The 17,157-nt window shown below is 65.2% G+C and carries 14 protein-coding genes, 2 tRNA genes and 2 pseudogenes; 7 read left to right on the top strand and 11 right to left on the bottom strand.

Annotation, left to right across the window (positions count from 1 at the left end; all coding sequences use genetic code 11):
* Positions 1–50: 50 nt before the first annotated feature.
* The gene (locus CKW46_RS11430; RefSeq protein WP_011740027.1) at positions 51–572 is read left to right on the top strand and encodes a pyridoxamine 5'-phosphate oxidase family protein; all 522 of its coding nucleotides are present in this window, start codon (positions 51–53) and stop codon (positions 570–572) included.
* Positions 573–588: 16 nt separating this feature from the next.
* On the opposite strand, the gene CKW46_RS11425 is transcribed toward CKW46_RS11430, so the two are convergent.
* The 4 genes from CKW46_RS11425 to CKW46_RS11410 form a co-directional block, all read right to left on the bottom strand.
* Positions 589–661, bottom strand: a tRNA-Glu gene (locus tag CKW46_RS11425).
* Between the two features lie 72 nt (positions 662–733).
* Positions 734–805, bottom strand: a tRNA-Gln gene (locus tag CKW46_RS11420).
* Positions 806–897: 92 nt separating this feature from the next.
* Positions 898–2,355, bottom strand: coding sequence for a glutamate--tRNA ligase (gene gltX, locus CKW46_RS11415; RefSeq protein WP_499019263.1), 1,458 nt, complete (start codon positions 2,353–2,355; stop codon positions 898–900).
* A gap of 59 nt (positions 2,356–2,414) precedes the next feature.
* Entirely contained in the window at positions 2,415–3,212 is a 798-nt protein-coding gene (locus CKW46_RS11410; RefSeq protein ID WP_015355130.1) for a fumarylacetoacetate hydrolase family protein, read from the bottom strand.
* Positions 3,213–3,444: 232 nt separating this feature from the next.
* On the opposite strand from CKW46_RS11410, the pseudogene CKW46_RS11405 reads away from it, so the two are divergent.
* Positions 3,445–4,647, top strand: a pseudogene (locus tag CKW46_RS11405) (ISAs1-like element IS2404/ISMul1 family transposase).
* Between the two features lie 161 nt (positions 4,648–4,808).
* Positions 4,809–6,083, top strand: a complete 1,275-nt coding sequence (locus CKW46_RS11400) for an MFS transporter (protein WP_252872236.1) — start codon at positions 4,809–4,811, stop codon at positions 6,081–6,083.
* On the opposite strand, the gene CKW46_RS11395 is transcribed toward CKW46_RS11400, so the two are convergent.
* The gene (locus CKW46_RS11395) at positions 5,983–7,002 is read right to left on the bottom strand and encodes a 3-isopropylmalate dehydrogenase (RefSeq protein WP_117435164.1); all 1,020 of its coding nucleotides are present in this window, start codon (positions 7,000–7,002) and stop codon (positions 5,983–5,985) included. The two genes, CKW46_RS11400 and CKW46_RS11395, sit on opposite strands and share 101 nt — an antisense overlap.
* A gap of 55 nt (positions 7,003–7,057) precedes the next feature.
* Complete coding sequence (gene serA, locus CKW46_RS11390) at positions 7,058–8,644, bottom strand: phosphoglycerate dehydrogenase (RefSeq protein WP_012393530.1); 1,587 nt, start codon at positions 8,642–8,644, stop codon at positions 7,058–7,060.
* A 30-nt stretch (positions 8,645–8,674) separates the two neighbouring features.
* Between serA and CKW46_RS11385 the strand changes: the two genes are divergently transcribed.
* Together CKW46_RS11385 and wrbA are read left to right on the top strand one after the other, a co-directional pair.
* Positions 8,675–10,105, top strand: a complete 1,431-nt coding sequence (locus CKW46_RS11385) for a phytoene desaturase family protein (RefSeq protein ID WP_482053164.1) — start codon at positions 8,675–8,677, stop codon at positions 10,103–10,105.
* Positions 10,102–10,704 (top strand): NAD(P)H:quinone oxidoreductase, encoded by a 603-nt coding sequence (gene wrbA, locus CKW46_RS11380; RefSeq protein ID WP_015355124.1) that lies wholly within the window; start codon positions 10,102–10,104, stop codon positions 10,702–10,704. Before CKW46_RS11385 ends, wrbA begins: the two co-directional genes overlap by 4 nt.
* Positions 10,705–10,790: 86 nt before the next feature.
* Here the strand turns inward: wrbA and ilvC are convergent, their stop codons facing one another.
* The 4 genes from ilvC to CKW46_RS11360 all read right to left on the bottom strand — a co-directional run bounded on the left by ilvC (position 10,791) and on the right by CKW46_RS11360 (position 14,496).
* A complete protein-coding gene (gene ilvC, locus CKW46_RS11375) occupies positions 10,791–11,792 on the bottom strand; it encodes a ketol-acid reductoisomerase (protein ID WP_117435205.1) in 1,002 nt (333 codons plus the stop codon).
* Positions 11,793–11,864: 72 nt separating this feature from the next.
* Entirely contained in the window at positions 11,865–12,374 is a 510-nt protein-coding gene (ilvN, locus tag CKW46_RS11370) for an acetolactate synthase small subunit (RefSeq protein WP_117435167.1), read from the bottom strand.
* The gene (locus CKW46_RS11365; RefSeq protein WP_012393526.1) at positions 12,374–14,230 is read right to left on the bottom strand and encodes an acetolactate synthase large subunit; all 1,857 of its coding nucleotides are present in this window, start codon (positions 14,228–14,230) and stop codon (positions 12,374–12,376) included. Before CKW46_RS11365 ends, ilvN begins: the two co-directional genes overlap by 1 nt.
* Before the next feature lie 143 nt (positions 14,231–14,373).
* Positions 14,374–14,496: a hypothetical protein gene (locus CKW46_RS11360; RefSeq protein ID WP_482053163.1), complete on the bottom strand. Its 123-nt coding sequence runs from the start codon at positions 14,494–14,496 to the stop codon at positions 14,374–14,376.
* A gap of 80 nt (positions 14,497–14,576) precedes the next feature.
* On the opposite strand from CKW46_RS11360, the gene CKW46_RS11355 reads away from it, so the two are divergent.
* Positions 14,577–14,936, top strand: a complete 360-nt coding sequence (locus tag CKW46_RS11355; protein ID WP_373120878.1) for a PH domain-containing protein — start codon at positions 14,577–14,579, stop codon at positions 14,934–14,936.
* Between the two features lie 8 nt (positions 14,937–14,944).
* Here the strand turns inward: CKW46_RS11355 and CKW46_RS11350 are convergent, their stop codons facing one another.
* Positions 14,945–15,793 (bottom strand): DoxX family protein, encoded by an 849-nt coding sequence (locus CKW46_RS11350; protein WP_482053162.1) that lies wholly within the window; start codon positions 15,791–15,793, stop codon positions 14,945–14,947.
* A 230-nt stretch (positions 15,794–16,023) separates the two neighbouring features.
* On the opposite strand from CKW46_RS11350, the pseudogene CKW46_RS11345 reads away from it, so the two are divergent.
* Positions 16,024–17,144 (top strand): annotated as a pseudogene (locus CKW46_RS11345) (PQQ-dependent sugar dehydrogenase).
* Positions 17,145–17,157: the final 13 nt, after the last annotated feature.

Below are 17,157 nucleotides of genomic sequence, written 5' to 3'. Positions count from 1 at the left end.
GCAGGCCGTCCGCCGGTAGGGATTGAGCCCGTGCCTGCCACACTGACCGAATGGGAACAAAGCAGCGCGCAGACATCGTCATGTCCGAGGCTGAAATCGCCAACTTCGTCACCACCAGTCGCACCGGCACACTGGCCACGATCGGGCCGAACGGCCAGCCCCACCTGACCGCGATGTGGTACGCCGTGGTCGACGGTGAGATCTGGCTGGAGACCAAGGCCAAGTCACAAAAGGCCGTCAATCTCAAACGGGATCCGCGGGTGAGCTTCCTGCTCGAAGACGGCAATACCTATGACACGTTGCGCGGGGTTTCCTTCGAGGGTGTCGCCGAGATAATCGACGATCCCGAGGCGCTGCACCGGGTGGGGGTCAGCGTGTGGGAACGCTACACCGGGCCCTACACCGACGACGTGAAGCCCATGGTCGACCAGATGATGAACAAACGCGTCGGCGTTCGGATCCTCAGCCACCGAACCCGATCCTGGGACCACCGCAAGCTCGGGCTGCCGCCCATGCCGGTCGGAGGCAGCACCGCGCCGGCTGTGCTGGGTACCGGTCGGACCGACCGGTAACGCACTTGTTCTGTTGTAGCCCCGATGGGATTCGAACCCACGCTACCGCCGTGAGAGGGCGGCGTCCTAGGCCGCTAGACGACGGGGCCAGAACCAATCCGAGCAGTCAGCATAGCTCACCCGGATAAGCCCACCTAATCGCTTGCACTGGTGGGCTTTTGCTGGGGTACCAGGACTCGAACCTAGAATGGCTGAACCAGAATCAGCTGTGTTGCCAATTACACCATACCCCATTTTGGCCTAAAACAGCTGGTCAGAGCGGATCTGCGAGATTTACCCGCATCGCGACCCCACTACTGCCAACCATTGTCGGCCGACGTGCACACTACCAAAGACTCAGCCGGTATTGCGCATGGCGCCTTCGATTCTCGTCACACTGGGGCGAACCGACCTGATCGCGCGCCGATCGGAGCCTGCCCAAACTACGTTCGCGGCCGAGCAGTTCCAGTGATTCAAACAGCGGCGGACTAACCGTGGTGCCGGTGGCGGCAACCCGGATCGGGCCGAACGCCTTGCGCGGTTTGAGGGCCATACCCTCGATCAACGCGGTCTTGAGGGCCGCCTCGATGTCGGCAGTGGTCCAGTCGGCCGCACCGTCAAGCGCCGCGATAGCGGCGTCTAGCACTGGGCCGGCGTCGGGCCCCAGCTCCTTGGCCGCGGCTTTGGGGTCGATCGCGTACCGGTCGTCATTGAGGAACTTCAGCAATGCCCACGCATCCTCGAGTACCACGATGCGGGTCTGCACCAACTCCGCGGCGACGGCGAACGCCGCGTCGTCCAGCGCGAGCTGATGGCCGTGGGTATCCAGGTACGCGCGCAATCTGGCGGTGAAATCCGCGACGTCGAGCATCCGGATGTGCTCGGCATTGATCGCGTCAGCCTTCTTCTGATCGAAGCGCGCCGGGTTGGAATTCACGTCGGCCACATCGAACGCGGCCACCATCTCATCCAGGCTGAACAGATCGTGGTCATCGGCGATGGCCCAGCCGAGCAGCGCAAGGTAGTTGAGCAAGCCTTCGGGAATGAAGCCCCGGTCGCGGTGGGCAAACAGATTGGACTGCGGGTCCCGCTTGGAGAGCTTTTTGGTCCCCTCCCCCAATACCGTTGGCAAGTGCGCGAATTCCGGAACGCGCTCGGCAATCCCGATGCGCATCAGCGCCTGGTATAGCGCGATCTGGCGCGGCGTGGACGGCAGCAGGTCCTCGCCGCGCAGCACGTGGGTGATCTTCATTAGCGCGTCGTCGCAGGGGTTGACCAAGGTGTACAACGGATCTCCGGTTGCCCGGGTCAACGCGAAGTCGGGCACCGAGCCCGCCGCGAAGGTGGTCGGCCCACGCACCAGGTCATGCAAAGCCAGATCGGTGTCGGGCATCCGCAGCCGCACCACTGGCTTACGGCCTTCGGCCAGGTAGGCCGCGCGCTGGGAATCGGTCAGCTGACGGTCGAAGTTGTCGTAACCCAACTTGGGGTTGCGGCCGGCGGCGATGTGGCGGGCTTCGACCTCCTCGGGCGTCGAGAAGGCGTAATAGGCCTCACCCGCCGTCAACAGCTTGGCCACTACGTCGTGATAGATCTCGGTGCGCTGCGACTGCCGATAGGGCCCGTAGGGCCCGTCCACCTCGGGCCCCTCATCCCAGTCCAAGCCCAGCCAGCGCAACGCGTCGAGCAGGGCGAGATAGCTTTCCTCACTATCGCGTGCGGCGTCGGTGTCCTCGATGCGAAAAACAAAGGTGCCACCGGTGTGCCGGGCATAGGCCCAGTTGAACAGCGCGGTGCGAACCATTCCAACATGAGGGATACCGGTGGGCGACGGGCAGAATCGGACCCGGACGCTGGATGAAGTCACGACTTTCCTTTACGGACTACGGGGTTGGTCAGGGTGCCGATCCCCTCGATGGTGATGGAGACGGTGTCACCGTCTTCGATGGGACCGACCCCCGCGGGTGTTCCGGTGAGGATGAGATCACCGGGCAGCAATGTCATTACCGCCGAGATCCACTCCACGATGGCACCCACATCGTGGATCATCAGCGAGGTACGCGCGTGCTGCTTGACCGCACCATTGACTTCGGTGCGCAGTTCGAGGTCGGCAGGGTCGACATCGGTAACGATCCATGGCCCGACCGGACAGAATGTGTCATGGCCTTTGGCCCGGGTCCATTGCCCGTCGGATTTCTGCTGATCGCGGGCGGACACGTCATTGCCGATGGTGTAGCCGAGGATGTTGTCGACCGCCTGCGCGGCCGAGACGTCCTTACACGGCCGGCCGATCACAATCGCCAGTTCGCCTTCGAAGTGGACTGGTGATGCCTTGGCGGGCAACCGAATCGGCACGTTCGGACCGACGATCGCCGTGTTGGGCTTGAGGAATATCACCGGATCCGCCGGCGTCGGACCGGTTTGGCCGCCCATCTCCGCGATGTGATCGGTGTAGTTCTTGCCGACACAGACCACCTTGCTGGCAAGTATCGGGGCCAGCAGCCGCACATCGGCCAACGGCCACGAGCGGCCGGTGAAGTTCGGCGTCCCGAAAGGGTGCTCCGCGATCTCCCGGGCGGTCATCGCACCCGGATTGTCTAACTCGCCTTCGATGCTGGCGAAGGCGACCCCGTCAGGGCTGGCAATACGTCCAAGGCGCATTCGGATGAGCCTAGCGGGGCGACGATTCGGGCTGGCACGGCCCGATGAGAAGCCCCGCAATCCCACCCAGCGGGCCTGGGCGCGCTGCGCAGGGCTCCGGCGTTGTTGATTAGCAGGCTTGTGAGCTGGGTTGATGATCTTTGGTGCCGCGCTATTGGGGCCGGAGTGTAGGCACGGGCTATCTGGAGAACGATCGAGTTGGTTACTGTTCGTCGTTGGTCTGGAGTTGCCCGTGCCTACCGTTTCAGTATTGCCTGTGTCGTCGGTTCCAGAGGTGTTCGACCGCTGGAGTCCTGGTGAGCGCAGCGAGCTCATCGGATCGGAGTTTCTCGGTGTGTTGGCCTCGGTGCCAGACCCGAGGGACCCACGCGGTCGGAGGTATTCGCTGATGGCTTTGTTGGCGATCGCGGTTCTGGCCACTGCCGCGGGGATGCGCGGCTATGCTGGTTTTGCTACATGGGCGGCCACCGCTCCCGATGATGTGTTGGCCTAATTAGGGGTCCGGTTCCGGCGGCCCAGTGAGAAGACCTTCCGCGCTGTTTTGTCTCGGCTAGACCCCGCCGACCTCAACGCCAGGATGGGCAGTTACTTCACTGCACACGTGGCCAGCAGCGACCCCAGTGGATTGGTGCCGATCGCGTTGGACGGCAAGATGCTGCGTGGTGCTTTACGCGCCAAAGCGACAGCCACGCATTTCGTGTCGGTGTTCGCCCACCGTGCCCGATTGGTGCTCGGTCAACTCGCTGTCGCCGAGAAAAGCAATGAAATTCCCTGCGTACGTGCCCTGCTCACGCTGCTGCCGGGTAGCTTGTGGTGGCTGGTCACCGTGGATGCGATGCATACCCAGGTCGTCACCGCGAAGTTGATCTGCGCCACCTTGAAGTCGCACTACCTGATGATCGTCAAGTCCAACCAAGCCAAAATACTTGCGCGTATCACCGCGCTGCCCTGGGCCGAGGTGCCCGCAGCCGCTACCGATGACTCCCGCGGCCACGGCCGTGTCGAGACCCGCACCCTGCAAATCATCACCGCTGCACGAGGAATCGGCTTCCCCTACGCAAAACAAATCATCCGGATCACTCGTGAACGCTTGATCACCGCCACCGACCAGCGCAGCGTGGAGGTGGTCTATGCCATCTGCAGCCTGCCGTTCGAGCACGCCCGCCCTACCGCGATCATGACCTGGATGCGTCAACACTGGGGAATCGAGAACAGCCTGCACTGGATACGCGACGTCACCTTCGACGAAGACCGTCAAAGGGCACATACCGGAAACGGCGCACAGGTCCTAGCAACGCTACGCAACACCGCGATCAATCTGCACCGCCTCAACGGCGCCGACAACATCGCCGAAGCCTGCCGGATCACCGCTTTGACCGCCAACCGCCGCCTAGACCTCCTCAATCCACAATTCCCCAGCTCACAAGCCTGCTAATCAACAACGCCGGAGCCCTGGCGCGCTGCGGCCCGGCGATGTTACCGGAAAGCGATTCGATGGCGCCCTGCGCCGAGTCCGCCGATCCCGCTGCGCCACCCGACAGCGCAGAGGTGTGCAAGCATTAGCTAGTGCCTGATGAGTCGAGCGCCACACAGGAACTGAGTCTTTCCGCGCGGTGGTGGATTGTGATCGTCTCGCTGATCGTCACAGCAAGCTCATTTCTATTCATCAACGGTGTCGCCTTCCTGATCCCCCGGTTGGAAAACGCGCGCGACACCCCGCTGGCCGAGGCGGGTCTGCTGGCGTCCATGCCCAGCTGGGGCATGGTGGTAACGCTGGTCGCCTGGGGCTATGTGTTGGACCACGTCGGCGAGCAGATCGTGATGACCGTGGGCTCGGCGCTCACCGCGATCGCCGCCTATGCCGCGGCATCGGTGGATTCGCTGTTGTTGATGGGCATCTATCTGTTCCTCGGCGGCATGGCGGCCGCCAGCTGTAACAGCGCCGGCGGCCGGTTGGTGTCCGGCTGGTTTCCGCCCCATCAACGTGGGTTGGCGATGGGTATCCGTCAGACGGCGCAACCACTGGGAATCGCCCTAGGTGCGCTGGTGATCCCCGAGCTGGCCGAACACAGCATTCACAACGCGTTGATGTTTCCCGCTGCCTTTTGCACGATCGCCGCGGTAGCCAGCCTGGTCGGCGTGGTCGACCCGCCCCGCAAGTCCCGCAAGGTGGCCAGCAAGGAAGAACTTGCCAGCCCGTATCGGGGTTCGGCGGTGTTGTGGCGAATTCATGCGTCCTCGGCGCTGCTGATGATGCCCCAGACCGTGACCGTCACGTTCATGCTGGTTTGGCTGATGAATCATCACGGCTGGCCGGTTGCCAATGCCGGAATCCTGGTGACCGTCTCGCAGCTGCTGGGCGCGCTGGGCCGCATCGCGGTAGGCCGCTGGTCCGACCGCGTGGGTTCGCGGATGCGACCGGTGCGCGTCATCGCGATCGCGTCGGCTGCCGCCCTGTTCCTGCTCGCGCTCGTCGACGACGAGGGCTCCCGGTATGACGTCCTACTGATGATCACGATCACGGTGATCGCAGTGCTCGACAATGGGCTGCAGGCAACCGCGATCACGGAATACGCCGGGCCGTACTGGAGCGGACGCGCATTGGGCGTTCAAAACACCACTCAGCGCCTGATGGCGGCCGCCGGGCCTCCCATCTTCGGTGCGCTGATCACCACGGCTGCCTACCCACTGGCCTGGGGACTGTGCGGGTTGTTCCCGCTGGCAGCGATACCGCTGGTTCCCACCCGGCTACGTCCGCCCGGGTTGGAGCCTAGAGAGCGGCCGCAATCCGCTCGCCGACTGCGGCGGTGGCAAGCCGTTCGTTCCCGCGAGTTGCCAAGTAACCCTCGACCGCCCGATCCACCCGGCTAGCCGCGTCGTCCAGGCCCAGGTGGGCAAGCAGCAGCGACACCGACATGATGGCCGCGGTCGGATCGGCGATGCCCTGACCAGCGATATCGGGCGCACTTCCGTGCACCGGCTCGAACATCGACGGGTTGGTCCGGGTCGCATCGATGTTTCCGCTGGCGGCCAGGCCGATTCCACCGCACACGGCCGCCGCCAGGTCGGTCATGATGTCGCCGAACAAGTTGTCGGTGACGATCACGTCAAAGCGGCCGGGATCGGTAACCATGTGGATGGTCGCCGCATCGACGTGCTGGTAGGCCAACTCGACATCGGGATACTCTTCGCCGATCTCCTGCACGGTCCGCCACCACAGCGAGCCCGCAAAGGTCAGCACGTTGTTCTTGTGCACCAGGGTCAGGTGCTTGCGCCGCCGCATGGCTCGTTCGAAGGCGTCCCGCACCACTCTGCGCACCCCGAACGCGGTGTTCACGCTGACCTCGGTGACAACCTCATTGGCCGTGCCGACCCGGATCGCGCCGCCGTTTCCGGTGTAAGGGCCTTCCGTTCCCTCACGCACCACCACGAAGTCGATCTCGGGATTGCCCGGCTCCAACGCCAACGGGCTCTTCACTCCCGGATACAGCCGACCCGGACGAAGATTGATGTGGTGGTCCAGCTCGAATCGAAGCCGTAGTAGCAGACCCCGCTCGAGCACGCCGCTGGGCACCGACGGGTCACCGATCGCGCCCAACAAGATGGCATCGTGCTCGCGTAACTCCGCGATCACCGAATCCGGCAATATCTCGCCGGTGGCATGAAAACGCCGTGCACCCAGGTCATAGTTCGTCTTCTCGACACCCGGCTGGACCACGTCGAGGATCTTGACCGCTTGGGCCACCACCTCGGGACCGATCCCGTCACCGGCAACGATCGCTAATTTCATCGGTATCGCTCTCCTGCCCCCACGTCGTTTCGCTGCACGCCGTAACCGCCGCGGCTCACGAGAGATCGACAACTTCAAGCCTGTTGGCGCCCACCGCGGCGGCGATGGCCGAACGCACGTCCTCAGGCACATCCTGGTCCAGGCGCAGCAGAACGGTGGCGCCCGGGCCCTCCACGTCCTCGGAGAGCTGCGCGGCATGGATGTTCACCCCGGCCGCACCCAGCAGCGTGCCGATCTTGCCCAAAGCCCCCGGCTGGTCGACGTAGTTGACGATCAGGTTGGTCCCCTCGGCCCGCAGGTCGAAGTGCCGGCCGTTGATCTGAACGATCTTGTGGGTCAACTGCGCGCCGTACAACGTGCCCGAGACGCTCACCACCGAGCCGTCCGCCCCGACGACACGCACGTCGACGACGCTGCGGTGGTTGGGGCTCTCGGAGGCCTTGCTGATCTCGACGGAAACACCGCGTTCGGCGGCCAGCGCCGGCGCATTGACGAAGGTCACCGGGCCTTCGACGACCGCCGAGAACAGACCGCGCAGTGCCGACAGCTTGAGCACCTCGACGTCTTCAGACGCCAGCTCGCCACGGGCCTGAACCGACAGCGACACCGGTGGTTCATCGGACAGCGCGGCGGCCAGTACCCCGAGTTTGCAGGCCAGATCCAGCCACGGGGCCACCTCCTCGTTGACCGCACCACCGGCGATGTTCACCGCGTCGGGAACGAACTCACCGGCCAGCGCCAGCTTCACGCTGGCGGCGACGTCGGTTCCGGCCCGGTCCTGGGCCTCGGCGGTGGAGGCCCCCAAATGCGGTGTGACCACGACCTGCGGTAGCTCGAACAGCGGGCTGTCGGTGCACGGTTCGGTGGCGAACACGTCGAGCCCGGCCCCACGGACGTGGCCGCTGGTGATGGCCTCCGCCAGCGCTGACTCGTCGATCAGTCCGCCGCGTGCGGCGTTGACGATGATGACGCCGGGCTTGGTCTTGGCCAGCGCCTCCTTGCCGAGCAGGCCGGCCGTCTCGGGCGTCTTGGGCAGGTGCACCGAGATGAAGTCGGCACGGGCCAGCAGGTCGTCCAGGGGCAGCAGCTCAATGCCCAGCTGAGCCGCGCGCGCGGGCGACACGTAGGGGTCGTAGGCGACCACATGGGCACCGAACGCCTCGACCCGCTGTGCGACCAACTGCCCGATCCGGCCCAGACCCACCACCCCGACGGTCTTGCCGAAGATCTCCGCACCGGAAAACGATGACCGCTTCCAGGTGTGCTCGCGCAATGAGGCGTCGGCGGCCGGGATCTGGCGAGCGGCGGCCAGCAGCAGCGCCATCGCATGCTCGGCGGCGCTGTGAATGTTGGAGGTGGGAGCGTTGACCACCAGCACACCGCGCGTGGTAGCCGCATCCACGTCGACGTTATCCAGCCCCACGCCGGCGCGCGCGACGATCTTGAGCTTGGTCGCCGCGGCAAGTACCTCGGCGTCGACCGTGGTGGCCGAACGCACCAACAACGCGTCGGCCTCGGGCACCGCGGCCAGCAGCTTTTCCCGGTCAGGACCGTCCACCCAGCGCACCTCGACCTGATCTCCCAGGGCAGCGACTGTTGATTGAGCAAGTTTGTCGGCTATTAACACAACAGGGAGGTTCACGCGGCCAGCGTAGTCGGCTGTAATCATGGGGTGGACGTCACCGTCGTCGGCAGCGGGCCCAACGGGTTGACCGCAGCGGTGATCTGTGCTCGTGCAGGTCTAAGAGTGCAGGTCATAGAGGCCCAACAGACCTTCGGTGGCGGCTCCCGCACGGCAGCTGACTTCGAATTTCCCGGAGTCCTGCACGACGTGTGCTCAGCGGTGCACCCACTGGCGCTGGCGTCGCCGTTTTTTGTCGAGTTCGATCTGGCCGCCCGGGGCGTGCGGCTGGCCGTGCCGCACATCTCCTATGCCAACCCGCTGCCGGACCGCCCAGCGGCGATCGCCTACCGCGATCTGCGGCAAACCTGCGCCGAACTCGAGCATGGCCCATCCTGGGAGCGCTTGCTGGGCCCGCTCGTAGAGAACTGCGACGCCGCGGTCGATTTGCTACTCGGCGACAAGCGGTCGGTACCCACCGCGCTGCGCCCCGCCATGCATCTGGGTCTACGCGTGCTGGCGCAGGGCACCCCAGCATGGCGCGGACTCGCTGGCGAAGATGCCCGCGCATTGTTCACCGGCGTTGCTGCCCACGCTATTTCGCCGCTGCCTTCGCTGGTGTCGGCCGGCGCGGGACTGATGCTGGCCACCCTGGCCCATAGGGTCGGCTGGCCCATCCCGATCGGCGGCAGCCAGGTGATTGCCGACGCGCTGATCGCCGATCTGCGCGCGCACGGCGGCGAGCTGACCGCCGGGATCGAGGTGACCGAACCGCCCCAGGGCGTCGCCGTCTTCGACACCGCACCCACGGCATTGCTGCAGGTGTATCGGGACACGATCCCCAACCGGTACGCGACCGCATTGCGCCGGTACCGATTTGGATCCGGGGTAGCCAAGGTCGACTTCGTGCTCAACGGCGACATCCCGTGGTCGGATGACCGGATCGCGACGGCCCCGACATTTCACCTCGGCGGTACCCGCGAACAGATGGCGCACGCCGAAGCAGAAATCGCCGCCGGGCGCCACGCCGATTGGCCGATGGTGCTGGCGTCCTCGCCCCACACGTCCGATCCCGGCCGCGTCGACGACGGCGGCCACCGGCCATTTTGGACCTACGCCCATGTGCCGGCGGGGTCTTCCGTCGATGCCACCGAGGCGGTGTGTCGTGTCGTCGAACGGTTCGCGCCCGGCTTCCGTGACGTCGTGGTGGCGGCTCGCAGCGTGCCCGCGGCCGCGATGGCCGCGCACAACGCCAACTACGTGGGCGGCGACATCGCAGTGGGGGCAAACTCCGTCTGGCGAGCGATGGCTGGCCCCACCCCGCGGCTAAATCCTTGGCGCACGCCGATTCCGAAGGTGTACCTGTGTTCGGCCGCAACCCCACCCGGCGCCGGGGTCCATGGCATGGCCGGCTACTACTGTGCGCGCACGCTCTTGCGTCGCGAATTTGGGATTGCCGAAATGCCTAAGCTATCGCTATGACAAAACTCGCGGTCATTTACTACTCGGCCACCGGCCACGGGACAACGATGGCGCGGCACGTCGCCGCCGCGGCCGAGTCCGCCGGCGCCGAGGTACGGGTGCGACACGTCGCCGAAACCCGCGACCCCGATTCATTCGCCCACAATCCCGCGTGGTCAGCCAACTACGAAGCGACCAAAGACCTTCCGGCTGCCACCGGAGACGACATCGTGTGGGCCGACGCGGTCATTTTCGGTTCACCCACCCGTTTCGGATCGGTCGCGGCACAGCTGCGCGAGTTCCTCGACTCACTCGGCGGGCTGTGGGCCGAAGGCAAGCTGGCCGACAAGATTTACGCGGCCTACACCTCAACCAACACCGCCCACGGCGGTCAAGAGACCACCCTGCTCACGTTGTATGTCACGCTGATGCATTTCGGGGGCATCATCGTGGCGCCGGGGTACACCGACGCGCTCAAGTTCGTCGACGGCAATCCCTACGGAGCGAGCCTGGTGGCCACCCACGACAACATCAACGACATCGACGAGCCGACCGCCAACGCTTTGGACCACCTGGCGCGCCGCGTGGTGCACACCGCCGATCGGCTCGCCTCCGGCTAAGCCCGATCGCCGAGCGTCACGCCAGGGTGACGGTCGGCGCCGAGCGCCACGCTGGTGTGACGCTCGGCGCCGTGAGCCGCAAAGGGCTAGGCCGTCTCGGTGATCGGGCGGTCCACCCAGCTCATCAGGTCGCGCAGCTTCTTACCGGTGACCTCGATCGGGTGCTCGGCGTTCTCCTTGCGCAGCGCCTCGAGTTGCTTGTTGCCGCCCTCGACGTTGGCGACCAGCTTCTTGACGAAGTCGCCGCTCTGGATGTCGCGCAAGATGGCGCACATCCGCTCCTTGGTGCCCGCGTCGATCACGCGCGGACCGGACAGGTAGCCACCGAACTCCGCGGTGTCCGACACCGAGTAGTTCATCCGGGCGATGCCGCCCTCGTACATCAGGTCGACGATCAGCTTGAGCTCGTGCAGCACCTCGAAGTAGGCCATCTCCGGCGGGTAGCCCGCCTCGACCATCACGTCGAAACCGGTCTTCACCAGTTCCTCTGTGCCACCGCACAACACGGCCTGTTCGCCGAACAGGTCGGTCTCGGTCTCGTCTTTGAAGGTGGTCTTGATGACGCCGGCCCGAGTGCCGCCGATCGCCTTGGCATAGGACAACGCCAGCACCTCACCCTTGCCGGTCGGGTCCTGGTCGACCGCGATCAGACACGGCACGCCCTTGCCGTCGACGAACTGACGGCGCACCAGGTGGCCGGGCCCCTTCGGGGCCACCATGGCCACGGTGACGTCGGCCGGCGGCTTGATCAGGCCGAAGTGGACGTTGAGGCCGTGACCGAAGAACAAGGCGTCACCGGGCTTGAGGTTGGGCTCGATGTCGTTGGCAAAGATCTCGGCCTGGGCGGTGTCGGGTGCCAGCACCATGATGACGTCGGCCCACTCGGCCACCTTGGCCGGCGTATCGACCTCGATGCCCTGCTCCTCGACCTTGGCCCGCGACTTCGAGCCCTCTTTGAGCCCGACCCGCACCTGGACACCCGAGTCGCGCAGACTCAGCGAGTGCGCATGTCCCTGGCTGCCGTAGCCGATCACACCGACCTTGCGGCCCTGGATGATCGAAAGGTCGGCGTCATCGTCGTAGAACATCTCCAATGCCTGGGATGACACGTCTGCCACGTGAATATCTCCTTCTTACTTGTCTTTTCGAAACGTACGAATTTACTTGGCGGCGGTGCCGATGCCGCGCGGACCGCGGGACAACGCCACCATTCCGGACTGGGCGATTTCGCGGATGCCGAACGGCTCCAGTACTCGAAGCAACGCTTCCAGCTTGCCGCGGTCGCCAGTGGCCTCGATGGTCAGCGATTCCGGCGATACGTCAATGATCTTGCCACGGAAAAGATTTACCGCTTCAATCACCTGACTGCGGGTGCCCGCATCCGCCCGAACCTTGATCAGCGCCAGTTCCCGGGCCACCGAGTGGTCGTCATCCTGCTCGATGATCTTGATGACGTTGATCAACTTGTTGAGCTGCTTGGTGATCTGCTCGAGCGGAGTCGCCTCGGCGGAGACCACGATGGTCATCCGTGACATGTCCTTCTGCTCGGTAGCACCCACAGCCAACGACTCGATGTTGAAACCACGCCGCGAGAACAGCGCCGCGACGCGCGCCAACACACCGGCCTTGTCTTCGACCAGCACCGACAAGGTGTGAGTCTTCGTGCTCATCAGGCGTGCCCTTCGCTCTCGTCGTCGAACAGCGGGCGGATGCCGCGGGCCGCCTGGATCTCGTCGTTGCTGGTTCCGGCGGCAACCATCGGCCAGACCTGCGCATCGGCACCGACGATGAAGTCGATGACCACTGGCCGGTCACTGATCTCCCTGGCCTGGTTGATCACGTCGGCGACATCTTCTTCTCGCTCGCAACGCAATCCCACACAGCCCAGGGCCTCGGCCAGCTTGACGAAGTCTGGGATGCGGTGTGAGTGGGTGGCGAGGTCGGTTTGTGAGTAGCGCTCCTCGTAGAACAGATTCTGCCACTGCCGCACCATGCCCAGGTTGCCGTTGTTGATCAGTGCGACCTTGATCGGGATGCCCTCGATCGCGCAGGTGGCCAGTTCCTGATTGGTCATCTGGAAGCATCCGTCGCCGTCGATCGCCCAGACCTCGGTGTCGGGCAGCGCGATCTTGGCACCCATGGCCGCCGGGATGGCGAAGCCCATCGTGCCCAGCCCGCCGGAGTTGAGCCAGGTGCGCGGCTTCTCGTACTTGATGAACTGTGCCGCCCACATCTGGTGCTGCCCGACTCCGGCGACATAGATGGCGTCGGGGCCGGCGATCTCGCCCAGCTTCTCGATCACGTATTCCGGGCCCAGGCTGCCGTCACTTTGAGGTCCGTAGCTCAGCGGATACGTCGCCCGCACACCCTCCAGGTACGCCAGCCATTCGGACATCTCGATGTTGCCCGGAATGTCGTAGTGGCGCAGCATCGCGATCAGCTCGGTGATAACGGCCTGAACGTCACCCACGATCGGAACATCGGCGTTGCGGTTCTTGCCGATCTCGGCAGGGTCGATGTCGGCGTGGATCACCTTGGCCTCGGGGGCGAAGGAGTCGAGCTTTCCGGTGACCCGGTCGTCGAAGCGGGTGCCCAGGGCGATCAGCAGGTCGCTGCGCTGCAGGGCCGCCACCGCGGCCACCGTGCCGTGCATGCCCGGCATGCCCATGTTCTGGCGGTGGCTGTCAGGAAACGCGCCACGCGCCATCAGGGTGGTGACCACCGGAATGCCGGTCAGTTCGGCCAACTCGGCCAGCTGCTCGGTCGCCTCGCCACGAATGACGCCGCCGCCCACGTACAGCACGGGCTTGCGCGCGGCCCCGATCAGCTTGGCGGCCTCACGGATCTGCCGGTTGTGCGGCTTGGTGTTCGGCTTGTAACCCGGCAGATCCATCTGCGGCGGCCAGCTGAACGTGCACTGGGCCTGCAACACGTCCTTGGGGATGTCGACCAGCACGGCGCCGGGGCGCCCCGAGGCCGCGATGTGGAAGGCCTCGGCCAGCACCCGAGGGATGTCGTCACCGGTGCGAACCAAGAAGTTGTGCTTGGTGATCGGCATCGTGATGCCAGAGATGTCGGCTTCCTGGAAGGCGTCGGTGCCGATCAACCCGCGGCCAACCTGACCGGTGATGGCGACCACCGGGATCGAGTCCATCTGGGCGTCGGCCAGCGGAGTCACCAGGTTCGTCGCGCCCGGGCCCGAGGTCGCCATGCACACCCCGACCTTGCCGGTGGCATGCGCGTAGCCGCTGGCCGCGTGACCGGCGCCCTGTTCGTGACGGACCAGCACGTGACGTAGCTTCTGCGAGTCGAACAGCGGGTCATACACCGGCAGGACGGCACCGCCGGGAATCCCGAAGATGATCTCGACGTCGAGTTCTTCCAGCGACCGGATGACCGACTGGGCGCCGGTAAGCTGCTCCGGTGCAACATGTTTCGAGTGAACCGGCGAAGAGTTCACGCCAGCTGCCACGCCGCGCGGCTGCGGCTCTGATGTCGGGGAGTGTCGCTTGGTCGGTGCGCTCACTGTCCTTCTAGTCCTTTGTCCCGCTTCGCTGTCGAAGTCTCGTTGGTTAGGCAACAAAAAACCCCCGTCAGCTCACCTGCTGCACGAGGGTTGCGCGTTGGTGCTCGATTGACCTAGTCAGGCAACAACGCGCCGACCAAGTACTACAAGCTTTCCGGGGGTTCCGGCGGTATCCATAGCGTCTGACGGTAGCCTTCGCACAGCTCAACCGTCAAATCCGAGGCCTCGAGCTGGTGCTCACCGTCGGCTTCGGCGCTGGTGCTCACCGGCGCCACCGCCCCGACATGGCCAGACGGACCCGATTGCGCGGCGATGGAATGATACGAGGGTGACTACTCAAACGGCGGTGGTGATCAGGGTGTCGCCCATTGCGCACCTTGCGGTTGGCTTTGCGACGCTGGGTCTGCTGATACCGGTGCTGGCCTGGCCGCCAAGCGCTCCGCTGCTCCTTCTCCCGGTGCTGGTTTCGGCGCTGATCATCCGGCTGCGGACGGTCGCCGACGAGAACGGGGTGACCGCGCGGACATTGCTGGGCAGTACCACCGTGGCCTGGGATGACATCGAAGGTTTGCGGTTTAACCGCGGTTCCTGGGCGCGGGCCCAACTCAGAAATGGCGGTGAACTGCGGTTGCCCGCGGTCACCTTCGCGACTCTGCCGCAGCTGACCGAAGCCAGCTCAGGGCGCGTCCCCAATCCGTACCGGTGAGGCCGGGCTCAGGCGACTGGATTCACCCCGTTGAGCAACACCCATATCGCGATACCGGCGGCGATGCCCGTTAGCAGGGCGACGAAGGACCCGATGAACGGCCGGTGCGCCCAGCCGCGGCCCGCGTCGAGGCCATAGCGGCCGGGACCGCTCAGGATGACGGCGACGGCCATCACAACCAGGGTGATCTGGTACTCATGGCCGTCGGGCAGGAAGTAGGAGAACTGTGAATGCGGCCGCGCCGAAACGTTGGCGAGCGTGCCGTTGATCAGGAAGGCCAGTGCGCCCGCCCCGGCCAGCGGCGTGAACAGGCCCAGAACCAGCAGCACTCCCACGACGATCTCGCCGCCGGCGCCTACGTAGGCCAGGATGTCGGCATGCTGAAAGCCCACATCTGAGAGCGAGTTCTTGAACGCGGTCACCCCGGAGCCGCCCCGCCAGCCGAACAACTTCTGCAATCCATGCGCGATCAGCACCGCCCCCAGCCCAACCCGCAGGATCAGAAGGCCGAAGTTTTGGGTCCCGCGCCGGCTGGCGGCGCGTATCCGCTCGTCGTCCTCGTCCATGTCCAGAGCTGCGGGCGTCGCCGGGATGTGGCGCGCGCCCGGCTGGGGCTGGACGTAGGGCAACGGTTCCTGCGCGTCCATCAGGTTGTATCCCGAAGGCACAGCTCCGGAGTTGGTCGGGTCGTATGGCGGGATGACGGTGGTGGTTCCGGCGCTGCCAAAGTCACTCGAGTACTTCGCAGGGGTCAAGTCGTCTTCGGGGTCGACCAGGCTCGCCGTGACGGGGCGTCCCGGGATCGGTCCAGGGGAATCGTCCGGTCGTTGCCAACGTGAGTCATTCGAACTGGTCACTCGTGCCAGGGTAAGGGCAACTAGACCTGAATTGGGGATTTGAGCGGCGCTTTCGCCTGTTAAATCCGCACTTCGTACCCGACGGGTCCGCCGGTACCCTCAAATCGGCCCTCAGCCGAGGGACCGCGGTCATCCAAACCAGTGCGGTGGGCCTGCGAGCACAACCGCCTCGACGACGCACGGTGGCGGCCGGTGGCGGCGCCGCAGACAATGTCCGTAGCCTGTCGGTCATGCGGATACGGCGGTCGATTCGGTACGCGCTCGCTGCGTTGTGCGCGGTGACGTTGGTATCGAGCGGCTGCGCGCGGTTCAACGACGCCCAATCCCAGCCGTTCACCACCAACCCCGAACTGCGGCCTCAGCCGAGTTCGACGCCTCCTCCCCGCCGCCGCTGCCTCCGACACCATTCCCCAAGGAATGCCCGGCCCCCGGAGTGATGCAGGGCTGCCTGGACAGCACCAGCGGCTTGATCATGGGCTTGGACAGCAAGTCCGCACTGGTGGCCGAGCGCACCACCGGCGCCGTCAAGGAGGTGTCGGTCAGCGCAGAACCCAAGGTGAAGGTGGTCATCCCGGTCGACCCGGCCGGCGATGGCGGCTTGATGGATATCGTGCTCTCGCCGACCTATTCGCAGGACCGGTTGATGTACGCCTACATCAGCACGCCCACCGATAACCGGGTGATCCGCATCGCCGACGGCGATGTCCCCAAGGACATCCTGACCGGTATCCCCAAGGGCCCCACCGGCAATACCGGCGCGTTGATCTTCACCAGCCCCACCACGCTGGTCGTCATGACCGGAGACGCGGGTAGCCCAGAGATGGCCGCCGATCCCAATTCGCTGGCGGGCAAGGTGCTGCGGATCGAGCAGCCCACCACGATCGGGCAAGCCCCGCCCACCACGGCGCTGGCCGGCGTCGGCTCGGGGGGCGGCATGTGCATCGACCCCGTCGACGGCTCGCTCTACATCGCCGATCGCACGCCGACCGCGGATCGGTTGCAGCGCATTACCAAGAACTCAGAGGTTTCCACGGTGTGGACCTGGCCGGACAAACCCGGCGTGGCCGGGTGCGCGGCGATGGACGGGACCGTGCTGGTCAACCTGATTGAAACCAAGCTGACGGTGGCGGTCCGGCTCGCGGCGTCGACCGGGGCGGTCACCGGTGAGCCGGATGTGGTGCGCAAAGACACGCACGCACATACCTGGGCATTGCGCATGTCACCGGACGGCAACGTCTGGGGCGCCACGGTCAACAGGACCGCCGGCGATGCCGAGAAGCTTGATGACGTGGTGTTTCCGCTGTTCCCGCAGGGCGGCGGATTCCCCCGCAACAACGACGACAAGACCTGACGATCGGGCCCCT

This window comes from Mycobacterium liflandii, from assembly GCF_022354805.1.
In the GTDB taxonomy this organism is placed as follows: Bacteria; Actinomycetota; Actinomycetes; order Mycobacteriales; family Mycobacteriaceae; genus Mycobacterium; species Mycobacterium marinum.
Note: the sequence above shows the minus strand (reverse complement) of the source record. Positions and strands in the feature narration are given on the sequence as shown.